Raw genomic sequence first — 20,368 nt, 5'->3', positions numbered from 1 at the left:
ACCTCGAAAAGCTCTTTCCAATTGTCAAAATGCAATTTGCASTCCGTTTTAATTGGACTGCAAAGATATAATTCGTTTCTTTGCAGTCCAAATATATTTTTAATTATTTTTATATGAGTCACCAGGCAGGTTTTGTAAGTATAATTGGTAAGCCCAATGCAGGGAAATCAACCCTTATGAACGCCCTCGTTGGCGAAAAAATGTCAATCATCACCCCCAAAGCGCAAACCACAAGGCACCGTATTTTGGGAATTGTTAATGATGAGAACTACCAGATTGTGTTTTCTGATACACCCGGAGTAATCAAACCGCATTATGCGCTGCACGAAAGTATGATGCACCAGGTAGATGGCTCCATTGTTGATGCCGACCTGATTTTGCTGGTTACCGATATTTACGAGGAGTACGACGAAACCGATGTGTTAAAAAAACTGGAAGGGTCACTGGCCCCCGTTGCCGTACTGATCAACAAGATTGACCAAAGCGACGAGGAAACCGTAAAAAAGAAAGTGGAGTTTTGGCAGGAGAAATTAAACCCTAAAGCCATTTTCGCCATATCGGCATTATTGGGCCACAATATTAAAGCCATTATGGATTTTGTGATAGGTAACTTGCCCGAGCACCCGGCCTATTATGAAAAAGATCAGCTGACGGACAGGAACGACCGCTTCTTTGCATCAGAAATGATTCGCGCCCAGTTACTTAAACAATATAAAAAGGAAATTCCTTACAGCGCCGAGGTAATTGTAACCGCTTTTGTTGAAGGCGAAAAGCTGCACCGCATCAGTGCCGAAATTATTGTGGAGCGCGATTCGCAAAAAAACATCATCATTGGCCAGGGTGGCAGCATGCTTAAAATAGTAGGCACCTACGCCCGCCGCGATATGGAAGAATTTTTCCAGAAGAAAGTTTTCCTGGAGATGTTTGTAAAAGTGATCCCGGATTGGCGCAGCAAAAAAAATTACCTTAAAAAATTCGGATACGAATAAATAGATATGAGAATTGAGATGTGAGATTTGAGAAAAATCTGGCATCCGGTTAGCAAAAGAATTAATTTTGATGTAATTTTTAAGATTAGGCAGTAAGAAAAGCTTCTGTCTCATATCTCAAATCTCACATCTCAAATCTAAACAAAAGCATGAGTAACATAGTAGCCATAGTTGGCCGCCCTAACGTAGGCAAATCAACTTTATATAACCGCTTAACCGAAACACGTAAAGCCATTGTCGACGATTTTAGCGGCGTAACCCGCGACAGGCACTACGGTGTATCTGAGTGGACCAATCACCAGTTTACCGTAATTGATACCGGGGGCTATGTAGCCAACTCTGTTGATGTTTTTGAGGCCGCCATTCGCGAGCAGGTTGAAATTGCCATTGAAGAAGCCTCTGTTATCCTGTTTATGGTTGATGTTACCACCGGCATTACCGATCTTGATGATGAAATTGCCACACTGCTGCGCCGCAGTAAGAAGCCCGTTTTTGTGGTAGTTAATAAATTAGATAACAACGCGCTGTTGGCTGATGCCACCGAATTTTATAGCTTAGGCCTGGGCGAGATCTATAGCATCTCATCCATGACCGGCTCTGGCACGGGCGAATTGCTTGACGAAGTTGTTAAGGAATTTGATGATGAAGTACTGGAAGAAAACACCCGCCCAAAATACGCCATTGTAGGCAGGCCGAATGTGGGTAAATCATCTATCATCAACTCGCTTATTGGTAAAGAACGTAACATTGTTACCCCAATAGCCGGTACCACCCGCGATTCTATCCATATCCACTATAACCAGTACGGTCATGATTTTATGCTGATTGACACGGCCGGGATGCGTAAAAAAACCAAGGTTAAAGAAAATATCGAGTTTTACTCGGTAATGCGCACCATTAAGGCCCTTGAAGAGGCCGACGTTATTATCCTGATGATAGATGCAGTTGAAGGTATCGAATCGCAGGATATCAACATCTTCCACCTGGCCGAAAAGAATAAGAAAGGCATCATGGTGGTAGTTAACAAATGGGATTTGATTGAAAAGAACAACAAAACTGTTAAGGTTTTTGAAGAGATGATCCGCGAGAAGATTGCACCGTTTACCGATGTACCTATCGTATTTACTTCTGTTACCGAAAAACAACGTGTGCTAAAAGTAATCGACGTGGCCAACCAGGTTTACCAGAACCGCGCCCGTAAAATAGCTACTTCAAAACTAAACGAGGTGATGCTCCCTATTATCGAAAACTATCCGCCGCCATCCATCAAAGGCAAATACGTAAAAATAAAATACATCACCCAAATTGCAGGCACATCGCCCATGTTTGCGTTCTTCTGTAATTTACCGCAATATGTAAAGGAACCTTACTATCGCTTTATTGAGAATAAGCTTAGAGAAAATTTTGATTTCAGCGGCGCGCCTATACAAGTTTGGTTCAGGCAGAAATAAAACTGCAGATGTGCAGATTTTAAATGTGCAGATATGCAGATGGTTTTTTGATTGGTTCTGAAGCGTTTTCTGAAATGGAATCCATTAACATGTCATATAGATTGGAAAGGAAGGTTTTGTACGCTTTATACATTGCTTTTTCATCTGCACACTTGCACATCTGAAATCTGCACATTTAACTATTGCTCCAGCGCTTTTTTAAACGCCACATCGTTATTGTTCATCACTTCCTGGAAAGCGTTATCGCCCCATTTAAACCTTACCGCGCTGGCTTTTAAAATGCTTTTGATGTAATTTTTTGATAGCAGCAACTCGCGCGAATCCATTTCCTTTAAGGTTTGAGAAGCGTATAGGATAAAGTTATGGAACTCATCATCGCTTACCAGGTAACGTTTAATAAAGTCGTCGCCGGTTGTGTATTTATCCAGTGTTGGCAGCATCCTGTCTATCACGTAGGCCGAAAACAACTGCTGTTCGCTTAGGTTTTGCAATACCTGGGTGTTTTGTGTTGTATCGGCAGATACAAAAATATCGGGCATAATGCCGCCGCCGCTGTAAACTTTACGGCCACCTGTGGTATGGTATGATGATCCTTTAAAAACGGTATCGTTCCGGTTACTTTGTTCAGAAAACAACTCGCCTTTTCGCATACGCTGAGCAAGCTCGTTGCGGTAACTAGCTAACCCCCCTTTGTATGATTTTTGTATTGACCGGCCGGATGGAGTATAGTAACGCGCTACGGTTAAGTTAACAGCCGAGCCATCGCCGAACGGGAATTGCTGTTGTACCAGCCCCTTACCAAACGATCTGCGACCAACAATAGTTGCCCTGTCCAGGTCCTGCAATGCGCCGGCCAGTATCTCACTTGCCGATGCCGAGTATTCATCTATCAATACAGTAACCTTACCCTGCTGAAAAGCACCCGAATCTGTAGCAAAATAATCTGTGCGCGGTTCATGGATGCCTTTGGTGTATACTATCAGTTTGCCTTTGCCCAAAAATTCGTCGGCCAATGATGTGGCCGCACTTAAATAGCCTCCACCATTACCGCGCAGGTCAAGCACCAGTTTGCTCATGCCATCAGCCTTGAGCTTTTTAAGCGCAGAGCGGAAATCAATATCGGTAGTGGCGGCAAACTTGCTGATTTTGATATAGCCTGTATTTGCGTTGGCCATATAAGCGGCGTTTATACTGCTGATATCAACCCGGCCACGCTTCATAATATAGGGCCTGGTACCTTTGCCGTTTGTATTGGCTACATCCATAACTAGGGTAGCATTCTTTTCGCCCCTGAAAGCGTCATTAACCCTATCGGCAGTAAGTTTAGTGCCCGAGAATTTTTTATGGTCAACATTAATAACTTTGCTGCCCACTAATAAGCCTGCTTTGGCCGCAGGGCCGCCGGCATAAACCTGCGTAATTATCAGCGTATCGCGCAGCAGCTGGTATTCAATACCAATACCGTTAAAACCTCCTTCTAAACGCTCGTTGATACTTTGCGCCTGCTGCGGTGGCAGGTAAAGCGAATGAGGATCCAGGTTTTGCAGCAGCTCATTAATAGATGCTCCTTCAATGCTGTCAACGTTTACGCTATCAACATAGTTCTGGCCAACCAGGTTTAAAACCTGCGAAAGCTTATCACTCCCGGAAAATGAAAAACCAAGGCCACGGTCGACATTATTCCTACTGATCCACAATCCAATAGTAACACCCATCAACAACAGAATCAGCGTCCTGAAAATTATCCCCGCAGTCTTTTTCATATTCAACAAACAAAGTTAATCAATGCTTAACCAATAATTTTTATCAGCAGCCTTTCATTTGATGTTTTTTACCGAATTTTGTTATAAATTATTTGATATTAATGGAAACCATCACCGAAAGGGAGTCGAATTATAACAACCTGGAGCTGCAATCAGTAAGGGAAATCCTTGAAAACATCAATAAGGAAGATCAAACTGTACCGCAGGCGGTTGCCAAATCATTGCCGCAAATTGAGAAACTGGCAACTGTAACAGCAGCGCGAATGAAAGAAGGTGGCCGTTTATTTTACATAGGTGCAGGCACCAGCGGCCGCTTAGGTGTGGTTGATGCTTCGGAGTGCCCACCTACGTTTGGCGTTCCGTTTGATATGGTAGTGGGGATTATTGCTGGCGGGGACTATGCCATACGTAAAGCGGTTGAATTTGCCGAAGATAATACGGAACAGGCATGGAAAGACCTTTTGGAATTTAATATAAACGATAAGGATGTTTTAGTTGGTATAGCGGCATCGGGCACTACGCCTTATGTAATTGGCGGGCTAAAAATGGCCCGGCAACATCATATTGTTACCGGTTGTATAGTTTGCAATAGCGGCAGCCCGGTGGCAGCAGCTGCTCAATATCCGGTTGAGGTAGTTACGGGTCCGGAGTTTTTAACAGGATCAACCAGGATGAAAGCTGGCACCGCTCAAAAGCTGGTTTTAAATATGCTGAGTACCAGTGTAATGATACAGCTGGGCCGCGTGAAGGGAAATAAAATGGTTGATATGCAGTTAAGCAACGATAAGCTTATTAACAGGGGCACACACATGGTTATGGACGAAACAGGGCTTAATGAAGAAGAGGCTGCTGTTTTACTAAAAAAATACGGAAGCGTGAGAAGTGCGGTTGAGCACTATAACAATGATTAATTACTTTGCCGATGCGCAGATTTCAGATATGCAAATGATTTTGACTTGCATATTCCGCAATCTGCACATCTGCATATTTGAAATCTGAAATTGGAAAAATGCACGAGATAGAACCATATTATCGCTGGAGAGATGATTACATCGCATCAGAAGATGAGTATTCGCCTTTTTATGCTACAGAATATAGCGAGTTTGAATTTGATAAACAGGTGTACAATTACCTGCTCCATCCGCAATGGGATTCCTTTGGCTCCAACACGCTTTATATGAAAGTGCTTTTTGCCGACTATGAAAAGGGTTATACCATTATAGAATTTATTGGCGAATGGAACGATGCCATCAATAACGACATCATGATGCTTAAGCGCGAGATACTGGAGCTGATGATAGACAATGGCATCAATCGTTTTATCCTGATAGGCGAAAATATATTGAACTTCCATTCCTCTGATGATTGTTATTACGAAGAGTGGTTCCAGGATGTTGAAGATGGCTGGATAGCCGGCATCAATTTCCGTGAACATGTTATTGACGAGTTTAAACGGAACAATATCGATTACTACATCAACTTTGGCGGTCAGCTTGATGACCTCGGCTGGCGCAGCTTAAAACCTATACAGGTATTTAAAAAGGTGGAAGAACAGATGGTGAAGAGACTGAATTAGAACAGCCCCACGCAACCCTCCCCGGTACACGGCAGCCCGGTAGAACGGGCTAAAATAAACCAAAAAAGTTTCCCGTACCGGGGGATATTTAGAGGGGCTCTCTTCAATACGCATCATGTATCCATGTCATCATCCTTACCATTTCATTTCTGACCTCTTTTGTTGGCCGGGTAAAATTGTTGTTCATGAAGGAGAAAGCCAGCCGCTTTCCTCCCCGGGTTACCAGGTAACCACTTTGGTTATGATTATTGGATAGCGAACCTGTTTTAGCCCAAACAAATGCCTTTCCGTTATCTGTTTTATAGGCGTTTTTGATTGTCCCGGTTAATCCTCCTGCGGGCATCAGGCTATGCAAAAGCGAATCGTTTTTTACTTCATCATCAATTTTACAAAGCAGCTTTACAATGCTTCGTGGAGTAAACAGGTTATAACGCGAAAGACCCGATCCATCAACCCATTGCGGTACGTCAGGCAGATCTTTTAAGAAATTGGCCTTAGCATAATTAATAACAGAGTCTTTATTCAGTGTATTAAATTTTACCGATGAGCAAACCAGCAGCAATTGTTCGGCAATAAAATTATCGCTGGGCTGCAGCATGCGGCGGTATACCGAATCGGCATTGGTATTATAAATAGTTTTTGCATTATTACTTATGGGCAACCGCGCCAAGTAAACCGGCTTTTTCAAAGTATCCTCCAATAAAGCTTTAGTCAGCATATCACTTGTTTTCCACGGAACCTGTTGCTCAAATTTTGCAGGGACAGCCGTCTCGGGATAAACAAAATTATTACTTAAAAAGTCTCTCTTTACTTTAAAACCTGCTGGGTGGTAATCCGCATCGCGGTTCAGATACCTTTTAAAATAGTTGGGTTTCACCTGCATATTTCCGTCAGTATCGGTATACAACAGGGCTTCATTATCTTCAATTGGCAATGCCGTAATTTCTGCCTGGTTCTCATCATTATAATCATCCCACGCCCATCCCGGGCCCCAAAAATCACCGGTGTAGCCGATTGTTGAAAAGTATAGTTTTTTATTGCTGTTTTGTAAAAACTTCAGCCCGTTAATTCCTTTCAGGGCGCTGTGCAGGAATGACGGATCTCCAGTTCCCCAAAACACCAGCGAATCATTGCGCACTTCGTATTTAAGTGCCGGGATCGAATCGCCCAGCATTTTAAGGCAGGTATAAAAAGTAAACAATTTAGCATTTGATGCCGGGGTAAAATATTTGTCGGAATTTAGCTCAAACACCATCTTTTTTTTGTCCAGGTCGTATAAAGCAAAACCTGTAAAATGATCATTGGAGATCTGCGAATGCGCAAACTGCTTTTTAATGCTCTGTTTATTTATTGAACGGCTTTGAATACTGCAACTCCCCAATAATAAAACGGAAATCATTAGCAGAAATGTAAATGTTGTGCTCCGCATAAATATTTATCTATTTAACCAATTAATGTTGTAAATTTAATATTACCAATTATACCAAATTGTTACTTAAGCTATTTCATAAATTAAAGCATTTTCGGGCACTGTGGCTAATGTGTTTATTTACATTTTGTTTCACATCAGTCTGTGCACAATACTTTGATCTTGAAACGCGTAAAAAAAAGGTGACCATCCCCTTTAAACTTGTGCGTAACCTTTTGGTAATAAAATTAAGTATTAATAATAAAGGCCCCTTTAATTTTATATTAGATACCGGCGTGGGGCTTATGATTATAACCGACCCCAAATTAGTTGATTCTATTAGTATCCCCAATAAACGTACCTTGAAAATTCCGGGCCTTGGCGAAGGCGCTGATGCCGAAGCTTACGTTACCTCGGCTTTAAATATTCAAATACCTGGTTTGGTAAGCTATGATGTAGCCGCAGCTATATTAAAAAAAGATCTTTTTAGCTTATCGGGCTATGCCGGGATGCCTATACATGGCCTTATCGGGTACGAGTTTTTTAATAACCTGGCCGTCAAGATCGATTTCCAGGATAGTACCGTTACTGTTTGCAGGCCCAAAGATCTCAAAGTTTTCAGGAAAGGCACACAGATACCTATTACTGTTGAAGACAGGAAACCTTACGTAACCGGGAAGGTTATAGTACATGGAGGGAAAGAAATTAATAGTAAGCTGGTTATTGACCTTGGTGCCGGACACCCGGTATCGTTAGAAAAGTTTATTCCGTTATATGGCCTGCCGCAGAAATTTATTTCGTCGGCCAACCTGGGCATAGGTTTAAACGGGCCTATAACCGGCTTTATCGCGCGTTTAGACGCACTTGAAATAGGCAAGTTTAAAATAAAGGGAATCATATCATCTTTCCCCGATACTGACAATAACCAGGCCCGTCTTTCGGTGCCCAGAGATGGCAACCTGGGGATTGGTGTGCTTAAACGCTTCTCGGTTATATTGGATTATACCGGCAATGCAATGTATTTAAAGCCCAACAGCAATTTTAAAGAGCCCTTTGAACATGATATGAGCGGTATTGAGTATTATGCGGCAGGTAAAAACCTGGAACGGATAATTATAAACCGCATTGAGCCTGGTTCTGCAGGTGACGAGATTGGGCTTGAAAGAGATGACGAGATAGTGGCCATAAATTTTAAGCCGGTATCAAAAATGAGCCTTGAAGAAATTGATGAGTTATTTAAATCAAGAAATGACAGGAGCCTGTTGCTCGATATTTATCATGATAAAAAGCTCGACAAAGTGGTGCTCACACTAAAACGCCGTATTTGATTTTTTCTTTTTGTGTAATTAAACAATTACGGTTACTAAAAAGGGCAAACTTTTGTATAAGTTTACGTTTAAACTATAGTATTAAATGAAGAAAAAACCATTGGCAGGTCAATATATACGTGGCGCTGCATTTATGTTAGCTGTTTTAGCTGCTTCCTGCGTCACTAAAAAACAAGCGGCAAACCAAACCTTAACTCTTAAAACCACTGCCGGTCCTGGTGGAACCACAACTACTGCCACCGTTAGCGGTGCTCCCAAAAAAGAAGGTATTAAGAAATTTAGCGACCTGATTACCGGTAAAATAAAAGCAGATAGCGGTCTTTTCAATACTTACAAGGTTGATGGCAAGTACTACTACGAAATTCCGGATTCATTATTAAACCGCGAAATGCTGGTGGTAACCCGTTATATACAAACGCCAACCGGCCTAAAAACATTTGGTCAGCAATATGGCGGAGAGGAGCTAAACAATCAGGTATGGAAATGGGAGCGTCACGATAAGCAGGTATTTATTCGTGTTCCCAGTTTTTCTGTAAGGGCAGATAGTACGTCGGATATGTACCAATCGGTTAAAAACTCAAACCTTGACGCCGTTTTGGCCTCTTTTGATATCAAAGCCTTTAATAAAGATACCACCGGTGTTTTGATTGATGTATCTGATTTTTACAATGGCGATATTGCGGCAATCGGTTTATCTGATGATGTAAAAAAAGCATATAAAATTTCGGGGGTTGATGCAACGCGGTCATATATTGATACAATTAAAAGCTTCCCGATAAATTTAGAAGCCCGCACCTTAAAAACGTACCGTTCTGGCGAGTCGCCTACCGATAACAGTAACGGAGCTGTAACTTTTGAGTTAAATACATCTATGTTATTATTGCCCAAAGTGCCTATGAAAGCCCGTATCAGCGATATAAGAGTTGGTTTTTTTGGGCAGCGCCAAACCGATTATGGTACCGATAAGCAAAAATCAGAGGTAACTGCCTATATACACCGCTGGAAGCTGGAACCTAAAGACCCCGCGGCTTATGAACGTGGCGAACTTGTTGAACCTAAAAAACAAATTGTATTTTATATTGATCCGGCTACGCCAAAAAAATGGGTACCATACCTTATAGCAGGTATAAACGATTGGAACAAAGCTTTTGAAGCCGCCGGTTTTAAAAATGCAATTACAGGCAAAGAGGCCCCGACAAAAAAACAGGATCCCGAATTTAGCACAGAAGATGCGCGCTACAGCGTTATCCGTTATTTTGCTTCTGACGTTGAAAATGCCTACGGTCCTCACGTATCCGATCCGCGCAGCGGCGAGATATTGGAGAGCCACGTAGGATGGTATCATAACGTAATGAGTTTACTGCGCGATTGGTACCTGGTACAAACCGCGGCTGTTAACCCGGCAGCACGCAAACCCCAGTTTACCGATGCACAAATGGGGGAGCTCATTCGGTTTGTATCATCGCATGAAATTGGTCATACGCTTGGTTTGCCACATAACTTTGGCTCAAGCTATGCTTACCCGGTTGATTCATTGCGTTCAAAATCGTTTACAGATAAACATGGCACAGCTCCATCTATTATGGACTATGCACGTTTTAACTATATAGCGCAACCTGGCGATGGTGTAACACATCTTTATCCTCAAATTGGCGAATATGATCTGTGGTCGATAAAATGGGGCTATAGCTGGTTCCCCGGCAGTAAAACTGCAAACCAGGAAAAAGAGATCTTAGCCGACTGGACCACTAAAAAAGCGGGCGACCCTATTTATTATTTTGGCAGACAAGGAACCTCTATCGATCCGCGTTTACAAAACGAAGACCTGGGCGATAACGCGATGAAGGCAGGCAGCTATGGTATTGCCAACTTAAAACGTATTTTGCCTAACCTTGAAAAATGGACCTACCAAAAAGGCGAGGGATTTGATGACGTGAGCGAATTGTATAATGAGGTTTTAGGTCAGTATTACCGGTATATGGGTCATGTGACTACCAACATTGGCGGTATGAATGAAAATTTTAAAACTTATGAGCAAAAAGGCCCCGTTTATGATTTTGTGAGCCAAAATCTGCAACATGATGCGGTTGATTTCTTAAATAAGCAACTATTTTCCACTCCATACTGGCTTATTAATAAAGCCGAACTAAGCAAGTTTGATAATGGTATTATGTACAACCGCATTAAAGGTCTGCAAATTGGCATGCTGGCAAACGTTCTTAATCCTTCAAGACTTGCCCGGATGTATGATAACGAGGCGAAAAATGGTACTGCAGCCTATACTGTAACCCAGCTACTGAATGATCTCCGCCCCGGGATTTTTACGGCAGGCAGGCCCGATGCCTTTAAACGTAACCTGCAACGGGGTTATGTTGAAAACCTTAGAAGTTTATTAACCGATGATTTCAGGGGATTCCCTGGCTTTTCGCCKCAGGTACTGGCTTCTTTTGGGTTAACGCCTATTAATATGGCATTATCAGATATCAGACCTATGGTACGTGCAGAGTTAAAGAAAATTGATGCTGGTTTGCCAAAAGGTGGCGATGCTTTAACAGCTGCTCATTACGCCGATCTTAAACTCAGGATAAAAGAAGCATTAAATCCTACCAGGCCAATTGTTAACTTACCTGGCGTTGGCACTATCCGAACTATAAATGCTGATGAAATTATGAAGGAAATTAACGGTAACGACTACATGAACTGCTGGCCAAAAACAAATGTGGATAACTAATTTGTTCTGATTAGTTAAAATTCTTCGCAAAAAAAAGACCTGCTTAAAAGCTAAGCAGGTCTTTTTTTTATATGGCGTACGATAACGCCTTATAAGGAATGTTTTATTTCCTCAATAACATCCGTAATTAAGTCAGTACTATTTAAGCTGGCTAATGTTCTCAAAAAAAGCAACCTGCAGATCAAGCAGCGACTTTACATTCATTTTTTCGCCATAAGCATCAAAACAAAGAAATTTTGTGCTCTCAGGATGGTTTCTTTTGGCTTTTTCAAAAAAATTGAAGGTTTCAAAAAAGTAATGGTTAGTTGTAATATTATTTTTACCATTCGTTTGCGAGGCATTTAGCCTGAACCCTATTGCATCCATCCAATGGTGCACTTTCGCGTGTAAATTGTTGCTGATATTATTCATGAGGTAAATGATTTTAAAGTATAACGAAAGTTTTTGGTTTTTTGTTGTTGCAATATTCAAAAATTTTGTTTATTAAAATATTAGGCAACCCGGATATGAAAATACGGGCTGATAACAAAAAAACTATTGGTGTCAATATTTTGTGAAACTAATTATCCACATATCCGTAAAACGTATTTATATACTACTTAAAATCATATTTTTATGAGAAGACTTCGACTTTTATTTACTGTTTTATTGGTTTGCACTATAAGTATGAATTCGTGCAAGAAAGATAAAACACCCGGACCAACCGGGGCTACCGGTGCTGATGGGGCACAGGGGCCAAAAGGAGACACTGGTGATACAGGAGCCCAGGGACCACAGGGAGCAACAACAGGCATACCCGGTCCCACAGGTGCTACCGGAGCAACCGGTGCCACAGGCGCAACCGGAGCCGCAGGGCCGCAAGGGGCTACCGGTGCAATCGGAGCAACTGGTGCCACAGGCCCGCAAGGAGCAACCGGTGCTACCGGACTACCAGGTGCCATCGGCGCAACAGGTCCCGCAGGCGCTACTGGAGCCACGGGCGCAACAGGACCGGCTGGTCCGCAAGGCCCCAGGGGAGCAACCGGCGCTACAGGAGCAGCTGGCGCTAGCGGGGCAACTGGTGCGACAGGAGCTACCGGACCACAGGGGCCCGCAGGAGCTGATGGGTCAACAAATATTAAAAGTTACATAATAACTAATCAAAACGTTAGTGCGGCAAGTGCTACCAGACTTAACGTGCCGGCTATAACCCAGGAAATTGTTAACAGCGGGCTTGTTTTGGTATATTTAAGAGTAACAGGCACTACCAGTTTTTATTCTTTGCCGTTCGTCAGAATTACAAATAGCATATACCAATCTGATATAGGCGTAGGATTTGTTAATGTTATAGCTAATTTCAATTCACCGGGCTACGACTTTAAGGTAGTAGTGATACCTGGCGGATCGGTAACTACTTTACAGGTTACACATCCGGGCCTTAACTTTAAAAACTATAATGACGTAGCATCAATACTGCATTTAAATTAACCTTATACACTGATCTTATAATTTACCAAGCTGGGCATCGCCCGGCTTTTTTTATTTAATATATGTAACAATAATATGATTGATAGGTCTTTAGCTGCTCAATATGTAACAATTATATGTTTATTAAACAATTAACACTTTATAAGTTGAACATTTGCATCTTAATTGTGTCTATTTAATTACAAAAAACACTTGCAAGCTAAACATACGTCATGAAACCCCTATTACTTTTTTTTAGCGTTATCCTTTTAAACATCACTGGCGCATATGCACAAACTACCCGCGATGTAAGCGGCGCCATTGCCGATACAACAAAGCAAACATTGCCCGGCAGCAGTGTTAAACTGGTAAGCAATACCGGCGATAGCACCCTCACCATTGCCGATGCAAATGGTAAATTTAACTTCCCGGGTGTTAAAGGCAGTAAAATAACACTCACCATATCATCAATAGGCTTTACTGCTATTAAAAAACATTTTGCCCTTGATGATAATGATAAACCCATTGATCTGGGAACGATTATTTTAAAGGCCGAAACCAATGTGCTTAACCAGGTAAACATAGTTGGCGCAGCTAATCCTATTACGCTTAAAGAAGACACCGTTGTATACAACGCGGCTGCCTATAAAGTGCGCGAAAATGCCCCGACAGAGGATTTGATAAAAAAACTGCCCGGCGTGGATGTTGATGTAAATGGAAATATTACTACACAGGGCAAGCAGGTTACCAAAGTGCGCATAAACGGCAAAGATTATATGGGGGGCGATGTGCAGAGCGCTACCAAAAACCTGCCCGCGGATATTATTGAGAATATCCAGATGATTGATGATTACGGCGACCAAGCAAATTTAACCGGCATTAAAACCGGCGACCCCACCAAAGTAATGAACATTACCATACGGAAGGATAAAAATTACGGGTATACCGCCCAGGCTACCGCAGGAGATGGCCAGGACGCGTTACCTCAAGACCAGGGCGTGCCCAATAAAAACCGGTATATAGGCTCATTAAACGTTTTTAATTTTCATGGCGATCAGCAAATTGCTGTTCAGGGAAGCATCAATAATACCAATGTTAATACCTTTTCTTTCGGCACAACCGGCAGCGGTGGCGGCGGTGGTTTTGGCGGTGGCGGAGGCCGGGGTAATGCCGGGCGCGGCGGGGGCAACTCCGGTAGCCTGATTACAGCACAGAATGGTATCACCGATGCCAAATCAATCGGCGTAAACTTTCGCGATCAATGGGGCAAAAACCTTGGCGTGTATGGAAGCTATAGTTTTGCCGATAATACCACAACAACCAGCAACAATATCTTCCAGCAAAATACTTCGTCAGCCAATCCAAGTCAGCAGCAACAAAAAAGCCTCGAAAAGGATGAAAACATAAATCATCGTTTTAACTGGAACATGGAGTACAAGCCCGATACCGTGAACTACTTAAAAGTTACGCCAACATTCTCCTACGGCGGTACAAACACCAATGAATCTGATGCCGTAAGCCTTACCCGGCAATCGGCAGTAACATCGGCATACACTTCTACTACAAATGGCGATTCACAGGCCCCTAATTATGGTATTACAGCGTTGTTTAACCATAGGTTTAAGCATCGCCGCAACTTAAGCATTTTTGCATCAGCAAGTTCGGCCCCAAGCTGGTCGTACCAAAACCCTGTTTATAACTACACGGTTTATACTGCTGATGAAGCAAGGGTTCCGGATAACCAAACAATTAACACCTATAGCCGAACCAATAGCTATGGTATAAACTTATCTTATCTTGAGCCCTTAGGCAAGCGCTCTTACCTCGAGCTTAATTATGCGTTTAACCATGCTGTTACTATAAATAATAAAGAAACCGATACGCTAAGTAATACCGGCACATGGAATCAGTACGATTTATTGAGCAACAAGTTTAACTACACCTTTACTACAAACAAGGTTGGTTTAAATTACCGCTTTATTGAAAAGAAATACAATTATACTTTTGGCCTGGGCGTGCAGCCTTCAACATTAGATGGAAATTCATTAACGGCGGGCATTCCACCAACACATAAAAATACCTTTAACATTATTCCTACAGCCCGTTTTATATACAACTACTCGCGAAGCAAAGCATTCAGCATCAATTATAATGGTTCAAATGCGGCGCCAACATTTAGTCAATTGCAGCCGGTAGTAGATTTTTCAAACGCAACTTACCCGGTTAAAGGTAACCCCGAACTTAAACCCGCTTTTACAAACAACATATCCATCAGGTATAATAATTTTAGTTTTGCCACCGGTAATGTATTCTTTGCAAACTTCACATTCCAGAAAATCCAAAACCAGGTAGTAACCAATACCATTACCTCGAGCACATCAAACAGAATTTTTACACAATACTTAAACGCCGATGGCTTTTATAACTTAACAGGCCGTGTAACCTATGCCAAACCATGGGCCGAGCGTAAATACTCGCTTATTTTAAATGGTACTGCACAGTATAATAACAACGTGGGTTATTTAACCAATGTTAATATAGATCCGCTTTTGGCAACGCCCGCAGAAATTACCGCGGCGCAGCAAAAAAACATTGCTAAAAACCTTGTCTTTACTCCCGAGGTACGATTTAGAGTTGATTTGACTAATAAAATTGACGCGCAAATTTTAACCAATTACACGGTTAACAATAGCAGCAATTCTGTAAAAAATAGCTTTAATGATGGCATTGCAAATGTAAGAACCTGGAATATAGGGCTTAATGGGAAAAATTATTTTGGCGATTGGGTATTTAGTTACGATTTTACAAAAGCAACCAATTATGGTTACGCATCAACTATCCAGGTAACCAACCCCAATATTTTAAATTTATATGTTGAACGGCGCTTCCTTAAAAACAAGGTAGCTACAATCCGTCTTTCAGGATTTGATCTCTTCAATCAAAACACAGGCTTTACATCAACAACAACGGCCAGTTCTATTACACAATCAAGCGTTAACAGGCTTGCCCGTTATTACCTGCTAACCTTTACCCTGCGCCTGCAAAAATTTGCTGGCAAAGCGCCTACACAAGATATACGTGGCGAGAGGCAGCGTGGAGAACGCGGTGGTCCTGGTGGTGGAGGCCCTGGCGGTGGTGGTCCCGGCGGCCCGGGCGGTGGCGGACCGGGTATACCTCAATAATTTTTAAACTAAAAGGCCCTATCGTTAACGGATAAGGCCTTTTTTTTGCTTGTTGAATTGAATGTCAATGTGTTACCAATACCTTGTTTATAACACGCTCCAGTTCTTCCAGGTCAAAAGGTTTGGCAAGATATGTTTGGGCGCCTGCATGGTCAGCCAGGATCTGGATATCGCTATTGGCCGAAAAATAGACTACCGGAATGTTTTTTAAAGCGTCGGATTTTTTCAGGGTTTGCGTTGCAATAATGCCGCCGGCATCAGGAATCCAGTTATCCATCAGGATTACGTCTGGCAAAATGCTCAATACTTTTTCGGTTATATTATTGCAATCGGTATAGGTATGTACCTCCCAGCCCTGTTCTTCTAAAATGTAACTACAGATAGAAAGGATGTCTTCGTCATCATCAAAAATGATGATTTTCTTATTGGGTTTTTTCATTGGATAGCACAAGTGAAACTAAAAATTATTTTTAATAAAAGCAAATAATTTAGCTTCTAATAAAAATGGCCAAACTGCGGCTTCTATGCCATAGCTTTGTGTACCAAACACACGTAATTTATTGGTTACTTAATAATTTACCGGTTTTTAATACAAAAACTATAATAAATTTACCAAACCAATTATTCGCCAGCCGTTTAATCCTTTTTTGCATAACGTACACTGCTTAATACTAAATCTATGAATAAATATATTAGGTCGGGTTTATTAATAACTGCACTTTTTAGCGCAACAACCATAGCATCAGCCCAAAAAACTTCAACCGCCAGTCTTTGGCTTACTAAAGGCGACAGATCTGTTTTGTTCGAAAAGCAGAATGAAACCTTGAATTTTGAAGCGGCGGGGAGTAATAATTTTACCATTACCATTGATGATAAACAAACCTACCAGCCTATTGATGGTTTCGGTTTTGCGCTTACCGGAGGGAGTGCCATGCACATCATCCGTATGAGTGCCGATAGCCGCGCCGCATTATTAAAAAACCTTTTTGCCACCACCGAAAACAACATCGGGGTAAGTTATATCAGGTTGAGTATTGGTGCTTCCGACCTGAATGAAAAAGTGTTTTCATACGATGATATGCCCAATGGCCAAACCGATCCATTGTTAAAACATTTTAACCTTGGCCCTGATAAGCAGGATGTGATCCCGGTGATGAAACAGATATTGGCTATCAATCCCCAAATAAAAATATTGGGCTCTCCGTGGTCGCCTCCGGCATGGATGAAAACCAATAATGATACGCGCGGTGGCCGCTTAAAGCCCGAATATTGGAGTACTTACGCCAAATACCTGGTTAAGTACATACAAGGCATGAAGGCACAGGGCATTAACATTGATGCGATAACTGTGCAGAACGAGCCATTGCACCCCGGCAATAACCCCAGTTTATTAATGGTTGCCCCGGATGAAGGCGCATTTATTAAAAACAATTTGGGCCCGGCATTTAAAGCAGCCGGCATCAAAACAAAAATTATTTTGTATGATCATAATGCCGACAGGCCCGATTACCCTATCTCTATTTTAAACGACGCGGCTGCCCGTAAATATATTGATGGCTCTGGCTTTCATTTATATGGAGGCAATATTGAAGCCTTAACTACCGTGCACAATGCCCACCCCGATAAGAATATTTATTTTACCGAGCAGATGGTGGTTGAACCCGAAAACCAATCAACTATTGATATTGTATGGCCGGTTAAACACCTTATTATTGGCGCTACCCGCAACTGGAGCCGCAATGTGCTGGAGTGGAACTTAGCTGCCGACCAGGATTACAAACCCTATACGGATAGGGGTGGCTGCCCATCGTGCCAGGGTGCCGTAACCATCAAGAAAAATGAGGTAAAGAAAAATATTGCTTATTACGCTATCGCACATGCTTCAAAATTTGTGCGGCCGGGATCGGTACGTATTGCATCCAACAATTCGGATAAACTATCAAACGTAGCCTTTAAAACGCCCGACGGCAAAAAGGTTTTAATTGTAATCAATGCCGGCAGTGCATCCCAGGATTTTAATATTCAATACAAGGGGAAAAACCTTGCTGCTCATTTAGATAAAGGAGCGGTAGGTACTTACATCTGGTAATTTTTAAATATAAACCTCCGTTATAATTTTAATGCCATGCAACTCAAATCTGTTAAAAATATATTTTCTGCAAAGGGGCTTTTGATCTTTGCTGTTACTTCTTTTATTTCAATCCACATCCAGGCGCAGCAAGGCTTTTTAAAAGCCGACGGCAAAAAAATAGTAGACGAAAAAGGCAAAAACGTACTGCTGCGCGGTATGGGCCTGGGGGGCTGGATGCTGCAGGAAGGGTACATGCTGCACGTGAACAAGGATAGCCGCCAGTACCGCATTCGTGAGCGATTAGAGGAACTGATGGGCCCGGCAGAGACCAAAGAGTTTTATGATACCTGGCTTGCCAACAATACCCGCAAAATTGATGTGGATTCGATGCATCGCTGGGGTTTTAATTCGGTGCGCCTGCCTATGCATTATAATTTGTACACGCTGCCAATTGAAAAGGAGCCTGTTGCCGGGCAAAATACATGGATAGATAAGGGTTTTAAAATGACAGATGCCCTGCTGGCCTGGTGCAAAGCCAACCACATGTACCTCATCCTGGATCTGCACGCTGCGCCCGGCGGACAGGGTAACGACCTGAATATTGCTGACCGGAATACGGATAACCCATCCCTGTGGGACAGTGAAGCTAACAAACAAAAAATGATTGCTCTTTGGCGTAAACTGGCCGAGCGATATAAAAACGAACCTAATATTGCCGGTTACGATATCATCAATGAACCCAACTGGGGTTTCGACGATCCGGCAAATGATAAAAACGGGCTGCAGGAAAAAAACAACGCACCTTTAAGGAAATTGATGGTTGATATTACAACTGCCATCCGCGCGGTTGATAAAAAGCATATTATTATTATAGAGGGCAACGGATGGGGCAATAACTACAATGGTATATTACCTGCATGGGATAAGAATATGGTGCTGAGTTTCCATAAGTACTGGAATTATAACGATCAGAAATCAATTGAACGCATCATTAAAACCCGCGATCAATATAATATACCCGTATGGCTTGGCGAAACCGGCGAGAACTCAAACGTGTGGCTAACCGAAGCGATTGGCCTGTTGGAAAAAAACAATATTGGCTGGGCATTGTGGCCGCTTAAAAAGATGGGCAATAATAACCCTATCGAAATACCATCGAACTTAAATTACGATGATGTAACCCGCTACCTCAACACCGGTAAATTTAAGCCCAAAGAGAGCAACGTATACAGCGGAACATTAGAAATGGCAACCTATGCTAAACTGGAAAATGCCATTATTCACCATGATGTGATCGATGCCATTTTCAGGCAGCCTTTTACTACCGCAACAAAACCCTATAAGGCCAATAAGGTAAGCAACGGTACTGTTATCAATGCGGTTGATTATGACCTGGGGCGTAATGGTTACGCTTATTTTGATACCGATACTGCCGACTATCACGTATCAACCGGTAAGTACGGTAAAGGAAATAATGGACATATTTACCGGAACGATGGTGTGGATATCAGTAAAGATTCCACTGGATATAACAGCTACTACGTGGATGATATTGAAAAAGGTGAATGGTTACAATACACGCTGAAAGTTATAACACCAGGTATATACTCAGTTAAGCTCAAGGTTACATCTGCGGCCGATGATGGTAAATTATCGCTGAAAGTTAATGGAATAACTCAAACAATTGCAGTACCCCGCAGCGGCGGATTTAAAAAATGGCAGGTTATTGCCTTAAAAAATATCCGCTTAAAAGCAGGGAGCAATAAGTTAAGGGTTTATGCAGATATGGGGGGCTTTAATTTCCATAACATGGAATTTATAAACAGATAAAAAAGATTTCGGCAAAAGCATCATTCCCTATTTGGTAAAGAGAATAAAACACCCCGATCAATAAATTAAAAAGCAAAAATTTAATTAAAAATATTCCTGTAGGCTGTGCAAATACTTTAGTTACTTTATAGTAGCTTTGTTCTTAATCAATCGTTGCGGAGCGCAAAATAGATCTATTTTGTATTCCACGGCGATTGGCGACCTAAATCTTATACAGGATTCCTATGATTGCGAGTGCTTTACGCCTTATCTCTGAATATCTAAGTGTTGGAAACATTTGGCAAAATATTGCCTTTTATTCAATCTGTACATTTTTATTAAAAGTTTTAATGGTGGTACAGGTAGGATTAAAAAAAAGATACAAGCAGAGTTAACCATATCATTCTTAGATGCTGTTTAAAAATAGATAAAAAGGTCGTCATTGCGAGTATCCACCAGCCGAGCTGGAAAAAATAGTAATGACATGTATGGGTACCACAATCACCTCGTGATCGTCATTGCGAGGAGGTACGACGAAGCAATCCCCAAAATACAGAGCGGATTTGCACAGCTACTCTGTAAATCGGGGATTGCTTCGTTCCTCTCAATGACGG

The 20,368-nt window shown here is 42.0% G+C and carries 14 protein-coding genes; 10 read left to right on the top strand and 4 right to left on the bottom strand.

Translation table 11 applies throughout. From position 1 onward, the window contains the following. The first annotated feature begins 113 nt into the window (after positions 1–113). Positions 114–989 (top strand): GTPase Era, encoded by an 876-nt coding sequence (era, locus tag AC1DO4_RS16080; RefSeq protein WP_477417569.1) that lies wholly within the window; start codon positions 114–116, stop codon positions 987–989. Between the two features lie 149 nt (positions 990–1,138). Then, the gene (gene der, locus AC1DO4_RS16075) at positions 1,139–2,440 is read left to right on the top strand and encodes a ribosome biogenesis GTPase Der (protein ID WP_477417567.1); all 1,302 of its coding nucleotides are present in this window, start codon (positions 1,139–1,141) and stop codon (positions 2,438–2,440) included. Between the two features lie 179 nt (positions 2,441–2,619). On the opposite strand, the gene AC1DO4_RS16070 is transcribed toward der, so the two are convergent. Beyond that, positions 2,620–4,203: a S41 family peptidase gene (locus tag AC1DO4_RS16070; RefSeq protein WP_477417565.1), complete on the bottom strand. Its 1,584-nt coding sequence runs from the start codon at positions 4,201–4,203 to the stop codon at positions 2,620–2,622. Between the two features lie 101 nt (positions 4,204–4,304). Between AC1DO4_RS16070 and murQ the strand changes: the two genes are divergently transcribed. Together murQ and AC1DO4_RS16060 are read left to right on the top strand one after the other, a co-directional pair. Further along, the gene (gene murQ / locus AC1DO4_RS16065; RefSeq protein ID WP_477417563.1) at positions 4,305–5,114 is read left to right on the top strand and encodes an N-acetylmuramic acid 6-phosphate etherase; all 810 of its coding nucleotides are present in this window, start codon (positions 4,305–4,307) and stop codon (positions 5,112–5,114) included. A gap of 98 nt (positions 5,115–5,212) precedes the next feature. Next, a complete protein-coding gene (locus tag AC1DO4_RS16060) occupies positions 5,213–5,779 on the top strand; it encodes a hypothetical protein (RefSeq protein WP_477402190.1) in 567 nt (188 codons plus the stop codon). A gap of 103 nt (positions 5,780–5,882) precedes the next feature. On the opposite strand, the gene AC1DO4_RS16055 is transcribed toward AC1DO4_RS16060, so the two are convergent. Beyond that, positions 5,883–7,178, bottom strand: coding sequence for a D-alanyl-D-alanine carboxypeptidase/D-alanyl-D-alanine-endopeptidase (locus AC1DO4_RS16055; protein WP_477417561.1), 1,296 nt, complete (start codon positions 7,176–7,178; stop codon positions 5,883–5,885). Positions 7,179–7,318: 140 nt separating this feature from the next. On the opposite strand from AC1DO4_RS16055, the gene AC1DO4_RS16050 reads away from it, so the two are divergent. Together AC1DO4_RS16050 and AC1DO4_RS16045 are read left to right on the top strand one after the other, a co-directional pair. Then, a complete protein-coding gene (locus AC1DO4_RS16050) occupies positions 7,319–8,515 on the top strand; it encodes an aspartyl protease family protein (protein ID WP_477417559.1) in 1,197 nt (398 codons plus the stop codon). 85 nt (positions 8,516–8,600) lie between these two features. Further along, positions 8,601–11,246, top strand: a complete 2,646-nt coding sequence (locus AC1DO4_RS16045; protein ID WP_477417557.1) for a zinc-dependent metalloprotease — start codon at positions 8,601–8,603, stop codon at positions 11,244–11,246. Positions 11,247–11,384: 138 nt separating this feature from the next. Here AC1DO4_RS16045 and AC1DO4_RS16040 read toward each other — a convergent pair whose 3' ends face one another. Next, complete coding sequence (locus tag AC1DO4_RS16040) at positions 11,385–11,657, bottom strand: hypothetical protein (protein WP_477417555.1); 273 nt, start codon at positions 11,655–11,657, stop codon at positions 11,385–11,387. A 204-nt stretch (positions 11,658–11,861) separates the two neighbouring features. Between AC1DO4_RS16040 and AC1DO4_RS16035 the strand changes: the two genes are divergently transcribed. Together AC1DO4_RS16035 and AC1DO4_RS16030 are read left to right on the top strand one after the other, a co-directional pair. Continuing rightward, positions 11,862–12,713 carry a hypothetical protein gene (locus AC1DO4_RS16035; protein ID WP_477417553.1) on the top strand — a complete coding sequence of 284 codons (852 nt, stop codon included), beginning with the start codon at positions 11,862–11,864 and terminating at the stop codon, positions 12,711–12,713. Positions 12,714–12,925: 212 nt separating this feature from the next. Further along, a complete protein-coding gene (locus AC1DO4_RS16030) occupies positions 12,926–15,874 on the top strand; it encodes an outer membrane beta-barrel protein (protein WP_477417551.1) in 2,949 nt (982 codons plus the stop codon). A 64-nt stretch (positions 15,875–15,938) separates the two neighbouring features. On the opposite strand, the gene AC1DO4_RS16025 is transcribed toward AC1DO4_RS16030, so the two are convergent. Next, on the bottom strand, positions 15,939–16,313 hold the full coding sequence (locus AC1DO4_RS16025; protein WP_477417549.1) for a response regulator: 375 nt from the start codon (positions 16,311–16,313) through the stop codon (positions 15,939–15,941). Between the two features lie 240 nt (positions 16,314–16,553). On the opposite strand from AC1DO4_RS16025, the gene AC1DO4_RS16020 reads away from it, so the two are divergent. Next, a complete protein-coding gene (locus AC1DO4_RS16020) occupies positions 16,554–17,963 on the top strand; it encodes a glycoside hydrolase family 30 protein (protein WP_477417547.1) in 1,410 nt (469 codons plus the stop codon). A 36-nt stretch (positions 17,964–17,999) separates the two neighbouring features. After that, complete coding sequence (locus tag AC1DO4_RS16015; protein ID WP_477417545.1) at positions 18,000–19,775, top strand: cellulase family glycosylhydrolase; 1,776 nt, start codon at positions 18,000–18,002, stop codon at positions 19,773–19,775. Positions 19,776–20,368 lie beyond the last annotated feature (593 nt).

The organism is Mucilaginibacter sp. P5_A6 (genome assembly GCF_056400585.1).
Note: the sequence above shows the minus strand (reverse complement) of the source record. Positions and strands in the feature narration are given on the sequence as shown.

What these genes read in the sequence shown, in the direction of transcription:
- era (WP_477417569.1), top strand. Translation starts at nt 114, where the DNA reads ATGAGTCACCAGGCAGGTTTTGTAAGTATAATTGGTAAGCCCAATGCA.
- der (WP_477417567.1), top strand. Translation starts at nt 1,139, where the DNA reads ATGAGTAACATAGTAGCCATAGTTGGCCGCCCTAACGTAGGCAAATCA.
- AC1DO4_RS16070 (WP_477417565.1), bottom strand. Translation starts at nt 4,203, where the DNA reads ATGAAAAAGACTGCGGGGATAATTTTCAGGACGCTGATTCTGTTGTTG.
- murQ (WP_477417563.1), top strand. Translation starts at nt 4,305, where the DNA reads ATGGAAACCATCACCGAAAGGGAGTCGAATTATAACAACCTGGAGCTG.
- AC1DO4_RS16060 (WP_477402190.1), top strand. Translation starts at nt 5,213, where the DNA reads ATGCACGAGATAGAACCATATTATCGCTGGAGAGATGATTACATCGCA.
- AC1DO4_RS16055 (WP_477417561.1), bottom strand. Translation starts at nt 7,178, where the DNA reads ATGATTTCCGTTTTATTATTGGGGAGTTGCAGTATTCAAAGCCGTTCA.
- AC1DO4_RS16050 (WP_477417559.1), top strand. Translation starts at nt 7,319, where the DNA reads ATGTGTTTATTTACATTTTGTTTCACATCAGTCTGTGCACAATACTTT.
- AC1DO4_RS16040 (WP_477417555.1), bottom strand. Translation starts at nt 11,657, where the DNA reads ATGAATAATATCAGCAACAATTTACACGCGAAAGTGCACCATTGGATG.
- AC1DO4_RS16035 (WP_477417553.1), top strand. Translation starts at nt 11,862, where the DNA reads ATGAGAAGACTTCGACTTTTATTTACTGTTTTATTGGTTTGCACTATA.
- AC1DO4_RS16030 (WP_477417551.1), top strand. Translation starts at nt 12,926, where the DNA reads ATGAAACCCCTATTACTTTTTTTTAGCGTTATCCTTTTAAACATCACT.
- AC1DO4_RS16025 (WP_477417549.1), bottom strand. Translation starts at nt 16,313, where the DNA reads ATGAAAAAACCCAATAAGAAAATCATCATTTTTGATGATGACGAAGAC.
- AC1DO4_RS16020 (WP_477417547.1), top strand. Translation starts at nt 16,554, where the DNA reads ATGAATAAATATATTAGGTCGGGTTTATTAATAACTGCACTTTTTAGC.
- AC1DO4_RS16015 (WP_477417545.1), top strand. Translation starts at nt 18,000, where the DNA reads ATGCAACTCAAATCTGTTAAAAATATATTTTCTGCAAAGGGGCTTTTG.